Here is a 10635-nt window from a genome sequence, read left to right as displayed (position 1 = left end):
ACCACCGACGGCAGTAGTGTCCGCCTCACGGCGCAGGCCTCCTCTCGTTGTCTTCGTGGACTACGAGGAACCTACGCCGCTCTCCTTACGGAGCCGGCGAAGTTACAGCAGTTCCAGGACGCGACCCGGCTCGATGCCGCGAGGCACTACGCCGCGGCCGCGCGCAGCCAGTCTGCGAGCTCGCGCTCCGAGAGGCTCCCAGCGGCCACGCGCTCAATCGTCGCGACCGTCTCCTCGACCGACGGCGGCGCCCACTCGACCTGGTTACGGGCAAGGAACTCGAGCATCGCGAGGTAGGCGACCCGCTTGTTCCCATCCGGGAGCGGGTGGTTCCGAGCGAGTCGCGCGCAGAGCACAGCAGCCTTGTCGATCACGTCCGGATACAACTCGACCCCCTCGAAGCCGGCCGCCGGAGCGTGCAGCGCCGACTCCGCGAGCCCGATGCCGGGCCAGCGAGCGATCGATTCGGCGGGAACGCCGACAACGGCCTCCGCAATCAGCAGGTAGTCGGCAAGATCGAGGTACTCCGCCAACCGTCAGCGGCCGAGTCGCTCGAGGATCTCGCGATCACGTTCCATCACCGCACGCAGACGATCGCGGAACGCCTTGTCCTTCCGCTTGCGCTCGATGTGCTCGGCGATCGCCTCACGGACGGCGTCGGAGACGCTGATCCCCTCAGCGCGCGCGACCGCTTCCAGCTCATCCGCCTGCTCGGCCGGAAGCCTCAACGTCATGTTCTTACGAGCGACCACCCGTCCTCCATCTAGGTATCACGATACCAAGATAGCATACGGCCGAGCTCCGTTGGCACTGCCAGCTTTTCAAGACCACGACCGCTCATCCTGAAGATCAATGACGCGAACGTCCTGGACGGGAGTGACGCTCAACACGGGGGCGTCGCTGTTGTCTTCGCCAGGGCTGATCCGCCTGGCGAGGGCTGCTACTACTGCGGGCTCTGGAAGACGTGACTTGCGCGCCGCGCCTGGCCCCTCGCTACTCGGGCGGCTGAGAGTAGAACTCGTTCAATCGCTCGCGCCCCTCCTGCTCGGTCATCCGAGCGATCTCCTCGGGCGACATCCCTACCTTACGAATCAGACTGTCCACGAGCCAGCCCGGGAGCGATGGCCCGGCAGGGGCCGGCGCAGATCGGGTGCGATCCACCGGCTTGCCGTTCTCGAGCGCCTCCCAGAATTGGTCTTCACTCTCCAGAGCGAGCTGATCACGCCAAATGCGGCGCCAAAGACTTGGGTCGCCGATCTCGTCGTCGCCGTGCGAAGCCCTGGTCCGGAGAATGCGACAGTCCTCGAGCACCTTCCCGTAGCGGAAGTGGTCACCGCGCTTCCCGCTGGCGCCTTTCCTCTCCTCCCAGCCGTCGGTCTGGCAAATGCGACGGATGTCTGAGAACTTAGGCTGAGGCAAGGGCGTCCTCGCGCGTCGCGGCGGCTGCGTCCGACGGCTCCGTGAGGAGTACGTCGAGCAGTTCGCCGCGTCGATCAGCGAGATGGGCACGCATCAGATACGGGAAATGCGACGCCCGGTTCGGGGCCTTGCGATAACGGTCGATCTCCGACCAGTACTCCTCGATGTAGTCCCGGACTTCTTCGACCAGATCCTCGCCAGCCTCCTCGTAGGTAGAGCCGCGCCCGTACAGCGCCAGCTCGGGAACCCAGAAGCTGACAGCGGCAGGCTCGAAGAAGACCTCCGTATGAAACGCGTACGGGCTCAAGAGTTCGCTCGCGTCGTCCTCACCGATGAAGACTCCCGCGCGATGGTGCCGCTCGATTAGGGCCGGACGATGCTCGACCACAACCTCGCTGAAGAGTGGCCCCATCTCCTTCCGGGCCTGAGTGATCGAGACCTGCTTCGGCATGAGCGCTCCTGGTTCAGTGGGGATCTACATAGTAGACATAACGTACATTAGTGTCAAACGGTACGCTCCTTCTCCAGAGATGGCCGTCAGCGAAGCCAGCCCTTTTGGGGTCGGATTCTGGGGACAGGTCGAAGGCTTTCAGGGCTCAGGGCAGCAGCCCAGGTATGATCGCGCGGTGGGATCGGTCGCGTATGTGTCGAGAGTCCGGGTCGAGCGGGTGCGGGGGCCGCTGCGGCGCGCCTACCTGCCGGCAGAGGAGCAGCCGGTCGTCTTCGGCGTCCACTCCGCCGTCGCCGAGCACTACGGTGTGCCGGCGGGAAGCGAGGCCGAACGCGCAACCACGCTCGACTACATCGTCGCCGCCGCCGCCGGCTGACTGACCGGCACCTTCGGAGGCGCGCTGGAAGCGCGCCACGTCCCCGCTAGCGAAGGCCGACTCGAGAGCGACGCAACCGGCGAGATCGAAGTCGAAGACGGCGTTCTCGTGATCAAACGGATCCACGTCCGCTACCGGCTCCGCGTCGACGCCGACACCGACCACGAGAAGATCCAGCGCGCCTACGAGCACCACCCCGCCCGCTGCCCCGTCTACCGCTCCATCCACCCGCAGATCGCCTGCACCACCGAACTCGAACTCGTCGACGACTGAGCCGGAGAATCGACGCGCGGAGGTCGACGTGATCGCCGCGCTTCCCGGGCCGCGTCAGGGGATGCGGACGTACTGTTCGTGGCTTTTCGTGGTCGCGCTGAGCCCGTAGTAGTAGGCGCGGGCGAACAGGAACCCGTGCCTGTGTCCAGTCGTCCTGGCCTTCACCATCTTCGCCTTCAGCGACCCGTCCGGCTCCACGTGATACTTCACCTCCACCCGGCCGCCCACCTGAAGCGCCGACTGACTCGCCGGCTGGCCGTCAAGCTCGTACACCGCCGTCGCCGCCACCGCGGTCACGGGGTGCGCAACCTAAAGCGTCACGCGGGACAACCGATAGAGGCGGCATGAACGGAGTAGGCAAGCCCCTCCCCGATAGGGGTTGCCGGCGCGAGCGTGCGGATGGGACGGGAGGGTCACGTGTCACCTGCCTTGTCGCGGACGATCACCCGCCCGTCCTCGATGCCGTCTCGCGCTTTCTTGCAGCACACGATGTAGAGGTTGTCGGCGCCGTCCAGGATGGCGAGCAGGCGCTCGCGCTGATCGAGCGCCTGCGCCCGGCGGTCGCGCTCGTCGATGTGCGCATGCCGCGCTTGGGCGGGATCGAGGTCGCGCGTTGCGCGGTGGGTTCCGCAGCCGAGACGGCGGTGATCCTCTACACCGGCTTCAACGGCCGGGCGCTTCTGACCGAGGCGCTCGATGCTGGCGCGCGCGGCGTGATCCTGAAGGACTCTCCGCTCGACGATCTCGTGCGCGCAGTGCGGCTGGTCGGCGAGGGTGGCACCTACATCGATCCCGGTCTCGCCGGCGCCCTCGTCGACCAGGCCGGCGCGAAGGTGTGCAGCCTCACCCAGCGTGAACGCGAGGTGCTGCGGCTCCTCGCCGACGGGCGCACAAACGCACAGATCGGGGAGGCTCTCTTCATCTCGGCCGAGACGGTGCGCACCCACGTCAGCAAGGCGATGGCGAAGCTTGGCGCAGCCACCCGCACCCAGGCCGTCGCGGCCGCGCTTCGCGAGTCGCTCATTTCCTGAAGATGCGCGACCGCCCGGAACCGACCCCGCGTGCGAGCTGTCACGGCGTTGATCGCGGGAGTAGCCGATCGGGTGGGCGGCACGTCCCCATTTCCCTGTGATCGGCATCCCCATATTCGCGCTGTACTCGCCCAGAAGCGCGCGATTCCCCGGCGCGGACCTTACGAGCTCCCGCGTATTGCCCGACAAGAAACGCATGTCTGTTTGCGTACCCAGAGGGGCAGCGAAAAGATGCCGCGACAGCTCGTACGTGGCGATTCAGCCGTGGCTGTCCGCGCCGTGGCCACGGAAATGCCTGCCGGCCATCCAGAGATCGAGAATCGCCGGCGAGGCTGCGGACCGGGCGAGGAGGCCATCTGCCGACAACGCCTTCGCCTGCCGCCGTCCCGACGGACGCCTCGACGCCGATCGAGCGGAGCGACGCGCGGGATCGGCAAGGGAGCGAATCGGAGGTGTCCGCGAGATGGCGGTCGACTTCCGGGGGCGGTGTCCCGCTGAGGCGGTAGCCGCTAACGGGTCACGTCCACACACGCCGTACATCGTGTCGTCCCTGCACGCGTGATGCCGACAGAGACGCACACGGAGATGGGGGGCTGGAAGATCGCTGCCGACTTGCTCGCAGCGAGCCGCATTCTCGTGCTCGCACCGCACGCCGACGATGAGACGTTCGCCTGCGGCGGAACGATCGCGAAGGCGAAGGCGCTCGGGGCGGAGGTGTTCGTCGTCTGTGTCTCGGTCGGCGACATCGAGATGTACGGGGCCGACGAGCCGGTCGTGACCGCTCGCCGCCGAGCTGACGAGTTCGCTGCGGCAATGGCGCTACTGGGAGTCGACGGGCACGAGATCCTCTTCCGTGACAGCGAGCGGCACATGCGGCTCGACGCGCTGCCGCGCCGCGATCTCGTCGCTCTGATCGAGCGTGAGGGGCGCTACGCGATCGACCGTCTCTGCCCGGACGTGGTGATCCTGCCGTCGCGCTGCTCGAACCAGGACCACGACGCTGTCTTCCGCGCTGGGTTTACCGCCTGCCGCCCGCACCTGCCCGAGGACAAGCCGTTCGTCTCCGCCGTGCTGGCCGCCGACCAGCCGCAGTTGTGCTGGAGCCCGGAGACGTTCAAGCCGAACGTGTACGTCGACATCTCGGCCTTCCTCGAGCTGAAGCTGAAGGCGCACGCCTGCCACGCGTCGCAGCTGCGGCCGGCGCCGCACCACGGCAGCCTCGAGAACCTGGAGCGGCTCGCCCGCCTGCGCGGCGCCGAGGTGTCGGTCGAGGCGGCCGAGGCGTTCTTCTGCCACCGCTTCCTCTGCTGACGGACGATCTTGCTGTTTGCCGCCCATCAGCCGCATTACCTTCCCTGGCTGCGCTACCTGCACAAGGTCGCGACCGCCGATGTCTTCGTGCTGCTCGACGACGTCCAGTACGAGAAGAACGGCTGGCAGAACCGCACCCGGGTCAAGGGGGCCGACGGGCCGATCCTGCTCACCGTTCCGGTGCGGGCGCCTCTTGGCGCTCGCATCTGCGACGTGCGACCGCCGGACGCAGGTTGGGTACGGCGCCACCTGGCCGCGCTCGAGAGCTGCTACGGGCGCGCGCTTGCCCCGTGGCGCGAGCCGCTGGCGGATGCGCTCGAAGCGAGCCACGGGGCGAGCGTTGCCGAGCTTGGCGAGGCGACGCTCGACCTGCTGCTTCGGGCCTTCGGCATCACAACGCCGGTCGTTCGCTCCTCCGAGCTCGGCGTCGCGGGCCGGGCCAGCGAGCGGCTGGCGGCGATCGGGCAGGCGCTGGGCGCCGACGCCTATCTGACCGGCGCCTACGCTCTGGATGCCTACCTGGACCCGGGGCCGTTTGCCGAAGCCGGTATCAGGCTTGCAGTTCAGCGTTGGGCGTGCCCTGGCTACCGGCAGCGGTTCGAGAGGGTGGGATTCACGGCCGATCTCTCCGCCGTCGATCTTCTGGTCAACGAGCCGGCCCGGCCGCTGACGATCCTTCTGCAGGGAGAGGAGGGGGCGAGTGATCCCGCACTCGCGGCCAACGCTCGGGCCTGAAGACGCCGACGCGCTTGTCGCCGTGGTCGAGAGCGGTCGGCTCAGCGAGGGGCCGCTGGTCGCCGCCTTCGAGCGCGCGCTCGCGGGCCGCCTCGGTCGCAGAGGCGGAGTCGCCGCGAGCTCGGGCAGCGCAGCCCTCGCACTCGCCCTGCGCGCGCTCGGGGTCGGCGCTGGCGACGAGGTCATTCTGCCGGCTTACGCCTGTGCGGCGGTGGGTCAGGCGGTACGCGCTGTCGGGGCCTCGCCGGTTCTGGCCGACGTCGGCGAGGATCTCGGCCTCGCCGCTGACGCGGCGGCTCGCCGACTGAGCCGTCGCACCGCCGCTGTGGTCGTGGTGCACCCGTTCGGCTACCCGCTCGACCTGACGCCGTTTCTCGAGTGGGGCGTGCCGGTGATCGAGGACTGCGCCCATGCCCTTGGCGCCTCGCGGAGCGGCCGTCCCGCGGGGGCGCTCGGGGCCGTCGCCGTCTGCTCGTTCTACGCCACGAAGATGGTCGCAGCAGGCGAGGGGGGGATGCTGCTCGCCGACCGCGCGTCCGTGCTGGCTGCGGCAAGAGCGATGCGCCCGGGTGTTCGCGGTTCCCCCGGTGGCTTCAACCAGAAGCTGAGCGATCTGGCTGCCGGCCTCGGCCTCGCACAGCTCGGCCGGCTCGACTCGTTCGTCGCGCGCCGCCGCCAGATCGCCCACCGCTACGACGACGCCTTCTCCGGAACGGTCCTGCGCCGCCGCGTCGGCGACCCCGCGGCCGAGCCGTGCTTCTGGCGCTACGTCGTGCGGGCACCGAACGCGGCCGCCCTGATCGACGGGTTGCGCAGACGCGGCGTCGAGGCGAAGCGGCCTGTCGGCGACCCGCTGCTCCTGGAGGGCGACGCCGACGCCTTCCCGCGGTCTGCGCAGGCGTTCGCGGAGTGCGTCTCGCTGCCGCTCTACCCCTCGCTCGACGAGGGCGAGATCGCCCGGGTTGTCGACGCGGTCGCGGACGTCGTCGCCGAGGCCGGGTGGCGGCGGTGAGCGTGACCGTTCCTGCCCTGACGGCGTTCGCGGTCAGTGTCCCCTCCACCTGGCTGGCGGCCAGGTTGGCATACCGGGTCGGCCTGCTCGACCATCCGGGGCCGCGCAAGATCCATCACAGGCCGGTGCCGCTGGCGGGGGGTATCGGCGTCGCGGCGGCAATCACGGCCGGCCTGCTGACGGCGGGAGCAGAGCCTCGGCTTCTGGCAGTGACGTGGGCCCTCGTCTGCGTCGGGCTGGTCGACGATGCCCGCGGCCTCCGCGCGCGCACGCGCCTCGGCGCGCAGGCGGTCGCGACGCTTCCGGCCGTGCTCGTCTACACCCCCTCGCTCGGGGCGCCGCGGCCGCTCGAGGTCGTAGTCGGCTTGCTCTGGACGATCGGCGTGATCAGCGCGATCAACTGTCTGGATTGCTCGGACGGCGTCGCCGGCAGCGTCACCGTCGCCGGCGCGCTCGCGCTCGGCTCGCTCGCCGGCTGGAGTGGGCCGGCCGGCCAGACCGCCGCCGTGCTCGCGGCGGCGGCGGCGGCGTTTCTGCTCTTCAACGCTCCGCCCGCTCGCTGCTTCCTCGGCGAGGCGGGCAGCACACTGCTCGGCTTTCTGCTTGCGATCCTCGGCTTGGCTGTGGCGAGAGCCGAGCCGCCCGGGGGCGGCCTGGCGGCCATGTTCGCGGCAGGAGCCGTTCTGGCCGTGCCCGTGCTCGACTTCCTGCTCGTCCACCTGCGCCGGTTCCGCGGCGGCTGCCGCCGCCTGGCGGACCTGATGGCCTCCGCGGCCACCGATCACCTCCCGCACCGGCTACGGCGAGCCGGCCTCAACCCCGGCAGTGCGCCGCGGTCTGCGGCGGCGCGGTCGCAGCCTCCGGAGCGGTTGCGCTTCTTGCCCGCGGGGAGGGGCTGCCCAGCGCAGCGCTCGGCGTCTGTGTCGTTAGCAGCGTGTTTGTCGGCGCCGAGCGGGCGGTTTTGAGCCGCCGTGCTCGGCCGCGGGCTGCAGCCGTGCCGTCACGCGTCACGGCTGCGTTCGCGAAGGTCTCACCGGGGAGGCGGCGGTGGAGCTGAGACGCTACCTCGCGACCGTCTGGCGGTGGAAGTGGCTGATCCTCGCGATCTTGGCCGCGACGGCGACGGTGGTCTGGGCCAACGATGGGCTGAGGGCGCCCCCGCCCAGCTACCGTGCGACGGCCACGCTGCTTGTCACGACGCCGCCCGGCCAGCCGACCGTCTATCCACCCGAGGCTGTCCGCACGCTGGCGGTGGCTCGGGAGGCGATTCGTGCCGCACAGGTGAACGAAAGCCCAGCCGCCGCCCTCACCAAGCTCACGCTCGCACCCAAGCCGGGTACCTCGCTGGTCGACGTCCAGGTCGAGAACGAAGACCCGGACGCCGCGGCGCGGCTCGCCAACGCGTTTGCCCGCGCCTATCTGGAGGGGTTCGCCAACGCCCTCCAGCCGACCGCAGCGACGCTCGCCGCGCTCACGAGCGCGCACGAGCGTCTGGCGGCACAGGCGCTGGCGCTCGCGCGCTCCAACCTCGACCCGACGCGCAAGCAATGGGCCCTGCGCTGGCTGCAGACACGCGACGACCTGCTCGCGCAAGCCTATGCCGCTGCCTCGCTGCAGGGAATCACCGGCGGCAACAGCGGCGAGGCCCGCCTGCTCCAGGCCGCCGCTCCCCCGGAGCAGCCGCTCGAGACGCCGCTCCGGGTGCAGGCGCGCACGCTCGGAGGGATCGGCCTCGTCGCGCTGATCGGCGCCCTCGCCTTGGTCTTCGCGCTCGAGTACCTCGACGTCCGCGTCCGCAGCGAGGCCGACGTCCGCGAGGCGACGGGCATGGACGTTCTTGCCACACTGCCGTCCCGGCGCAGACTACGACGCGCCGCCCGCCGCTTCCGAGCCACCGGCCGCCGCCACAGCAAGGGCAAGCTGCCCGGCGGGCAGAGCACGCCGGCCGTGCCGGACGCCCGGCTGGCAGAGGCGTTCCAGAGCCTGCGGATTCAGATCGATCTCGCCTCCCGTGAACGTCCGCTGCAGACGATCCTGGTCACCTCGCCGTGGGCGGGGCAGGAGAAGGCCTGGGTTGCCGCCTACCTGGGCACGGTCTTCGCCCGTGCCGGGCAGCGGGTCGTGCTCGTCTCCGCCGACCTGCATCGGCCGGTGCTGGAGATGCTCTTCAGGGTCGGGCGCAGCCTGGGGCTCGCCGAGGCGGAAGCGGACGCCGAGATCGATCCGGCCCGGCTGCTGTGTCCCACCTGGGTCGCGAACCTCGCGATCGTTCCAGCCGGCCGGCCGCGCTCCCACCCTGCGGACGTGCTCGCCTCCGGCGCGCTCGCCCGCGCGCTCGCGGAGGCCAAGGCGGCCGCCGAGATCGTGATCGTCGAGGCGCCGCCCGCGCTGGCGGGTACCGAGGCGAGCCTGCTCGTCCCCCACTGCGACGCTGTTCTGCTCGTGCTCGCAGGCGGCCAGACGACCCGCGAGCAGGCGCGGGCGGCCAAGGCCGCACTGGAGAAGGCGCGAAACGGGGCGCTCTTCCTCGGCTCGGTTCTGAGCGGCGTCGCCGACGAGCGCGAGGCGCGCCGCTACACCCGCCGGCTGCCGCGCCGGCGGCTGCTCGGACGAGCCTGATGAGCACGCGCGCCGCGTTGCTGCCCCCGCTTTCCCACCCGCTCGCGACGCTCGGCGCGGGCCTGGGGATCGCCGCCGCCGCCGCGCTCGCCGGCGGACAGATCGAGCAGCGGCCGATGCTCTTGGCGGCCGCGCTCGTGCTCGTCGTCGTTGCGGGCACGGCGCTCGATCCCCGTCTGGGTCTCGGCGCGTTGGCCTTCGCGACGATCCTCTCGCCGGAGCTGGGCGGCGCGGTCTCTGTCCGCGCCGACGACGTCATCCTCGCCGCGGCCGTGTTCGGCTGGCTCGCACGCCAGGCCGTGCGGCGCGAGCCGCTGCGCGAGAACCCGCTGCTACTGCCGATGGCGCTGCTCGCGGTGGCAGGACTGGCCGCGATGGCAGTCGCCTTCGCCGCCGGCAACATCGATCCCTTCCGGGGGCAGGAAACGCCGCTCGTCATCTCGGCCCTGAGCTGGCTCAAACGCTTGGAGTACTTCGCGATCGTCTTCCTCGTCGCCCAGACGCTCAAGAGTCGGGTCGAGGTCGCCTGGTTCGCGGGACTGCTACTCGTCGCAAGCGTGATTGTCGCCGCGCGCGGCGCGATCGTGGTCGCACGCGACGGAGGCCAGACGGGCTTCCGGCTCAGCGCCCCCTTCAACAGCGGCGGGGCGAACACGCTCGGCGAATACCACACGCTCGCGCTCGCGCTCGCGCTCGGCCTGCTGCTCGGCCTCCGCTCTGCTCGTCTCCGCCTGGCGCTTCTCGGCGTGCTCGCGTTGAACGCCTATGCCTTCCTCTACACCTTCTCGCGTGGCTCCTACATCGCCCTGGTCGCGGTCGTGCTCGTCCTCGCCCTCCTCCGCGATGCGCGCCTGCTGCTCCTGGTGGGCGCGCTCGCGTTCGTTCTGCCCGCGTACCTGCCCGCCGACGTCACCGCACGGGTCGAGTCGATCCCGCACGAGATCGCGACCGTCAACAGCTCGAACATCGGCAACAACGCCTTCCTCGCCCGCGTCGACTCCTACCGGGTCGCCGCCCTGCAGGTCGCCCGCCGGCCGCCGCTCGGCTACGGGCCCGGCGTCGTCGCGCTCGACCGGATCGAGTCGCAGTACGCAAAAGAGGCGGTCGACGGCGGCCTCGTCGGCCTGACGCTGTTCCTCTGGCTTCTCTGGCGTCTCGCTCGGTTCGGGCGGCGGGTCCTCTGCGGCGCCCGCGACCGGCTGGAGCGCGGGATCGGTCTCGGCTACCTGGCCGGGCTGGCGGGGATGGCCGTGGCCGGCCTTGGCTCGATCCCGTTCACGACGATCCGGACGATGGTGCCGTTCTGCTTGGCGACCGGGCTCATGGTCGTGCTCTGGCGCCTGCAACAGGAGCAGAACGGCGAGGGGCAGGCAGCATGAACCTCTGCTACATCTGCCGAGAGTATCCG

The 10635-nt window shown here is 70.3% G+C and carries 13 protein-coding genes; 9 read left to right on the top strand and 4 right to left on the bottom strand.

Features of this window, described 5'->3' with window-relative positions:
• Positions 1-146 precede the first annotated feature (146 nt).
• The 3 genes from Gocc_RS03460 to Gocc_RS03445 form a co-directional block, all read right to left on the bottom strand.
• Positions 147-533, bottom strand: coding sequence for a type II toxin-antitoxin system death-on-curing family toxin (locus Gocc_RS03460; protein WP_114795102.1), 387 nt, complete (start codon positions 531-533; stop codon positions 147-149).
• Between the two features lie 3 nt (positions 534-536).
• Positions 537-728 carry a ribbon-helix-helix protein, CopG family gene (locus tag Gocc_RS03455; RefSeq protein ID WP_181813332.1) on the bottom strand — a complete coding sequence of 64 codons (192 nt, stop codon included), beginning with the start codon at positions 726-728 and terminating at the stop codon, positions 537-539.
• Positions 729-1405: 677 nt separating this feature from the next.
• Positions 1406-1870, bottom strand: a complete 465-nt coding sequence (locus tag Gocc_RS03445; RefSeq protein ID WP_114795099.1) for a hypothetical protein — start codon at positions 1868-1870, stop codon at positions 1406-1408.
• 175 nt (positions 1871-2045) lie between these two features.
• Here Gocc_RS03445 and Gocc_RS03440 point away from each other — a divergent pair, with 175 nt between their 5' ends.
• Together Gocc_RS03440 and Gocc_RS03435 are read left to right on the top strand one after the other, a co-directional pair.
• Positions 2046-2246 (top strand): hypothetical protein, encoded by a 201-nt coding sequence (locus Gocc_RS03440; protein WP_114795098.1) that lies wholly within the window; start codon positions 2046-2048, stop codon positions 2244-2246.
• Positions 2247-2519 carry an OsmC family protein gene (locus tag Gocc_RS03435; RefSeq protein WP_114795097.1) on the top strand — a complete coding sequence of 91 codons (273 nt, stop codon included), beginning with the start codon at positions 2247-2249 and terminating at the stop codon, positions 2517-2519.
• Positions 2520-2573: 54 nt separating this feature from the next.
• Here Gocc_RS03435 and Gocc_RS03430 read toward each other — a convergent pair whose 3' ends face one another.
• Entirely contained in the window at positions 2574-2816 is a 243-nt protein-coding gene (locus tag Gocc_RS03430) for a DUF5666 domain-containing protein (protein ID WP_114795096.1), read from the bottom strand.
• Positions 2817-2863: 47 nt separating this feature from the next.
• Between Gocc_RS03430 and Gocc_RS03425 the strand changes: the two genes are divergently transcribed.
• From Gocc_RS03425 to Gocc_RS03395, 7 genes are all read left to right on the top strand, one after another.
• Entirely contained in the window at positions 2864-3550 is a 687-nt protein-coding gene (locus Gocc_RS03425) for a response regulator transcription factor (protein ID WP_114795095.1), read from the top strand.
• Positions 3551-4111: 561 nt separating this feature from the next.
• Positions 4112-4861 (top strand): PIG-L deacetylase family protein, encoded by a 750-nt coding sequence (locus Gocc_RS03420; protein WP_245904872.1) that lies wholly within the window; start codon positions 4112-4114, stop codon positions 4859-4861.
• A gap of 9 nt (positions 4862-4870) precedes the next feature.
• Positions 4871-5596 carry a WbqC family protein gene (locus tag Gocc_RS03415; protein ID WP_181813331.1) on the top strand — a complete coding sequence of 242 codons (726 nt, stop codon included), beginning with the start codon at positions 4871-4873 and terminating at the stop codon, positions 5594-5596.
• Positions 5562-6608, top strand: a complete 1047-nt coding sequence (locus Gocc_RS03410; protein WP_114795092.1) for a DegT/DnrJ/EryC1/StrS family aminotransferase — start codon at positions 5562-5564, stop codon at positions 6606-6608. The genes Gocc_RS03415 and Gocc_RS03410 overlap by 35 nt, the downstream gene beginning before the upstream one ends.
• Before the next feature lie 2 nt (positions 6609-6610).
• Positions 6611-7573 carry a glycosyltransferase family 4 protein gene (locus tag Gocc_RS03405; RefSeq protein ID WP_181813330.1) on the top strand — a complete coding sequence of 321 codons (963 nt, stop codon included), beginning with the start codon at positions 6611-6613 and terminating at the stop codon, positions 7571-7573.
• Between the two features lie 82 nt (positions 7574-7655).
• On the top strand, positions 7656-9227 hold the full coding sequence (locus tag Gocc_RS03400; protein ID WP_114795090.1) for a polysaccharide biosynthesis tyrosine autokinase: 1572 nt from the start codon (positions 7656-7658) through the stop codon (positions 9225-9227).
• Entirely contained in the window at positions 9227-10606 is a 1380-nt protein-coding gene (locus tag Gocc_RS03395; protein ID WP_114795089.1) for an O-antigen ligase family protein, read from the top strand. The genes Gocc_RS03400 and Gocc_RS03395 overlap by 1 nt, the downstream gene beginning before the upstream one ends.
• Positions 10607-10635: the final 29 nt, after the last annotated feature.

It is taken from the genome of Gaiella occulta, from assembly GCF_003351045.1.
Lineage (GTDB): Bacteria > Actinomycetota > Thermoleophilia > Gaiellales > Gaiellaceae > Gaiella > Gaiella occulta.
Note: the sequence above shows the minus strand (reverse complement) of the source record. Positions and strands in the feature narration are given on the sequence as shown.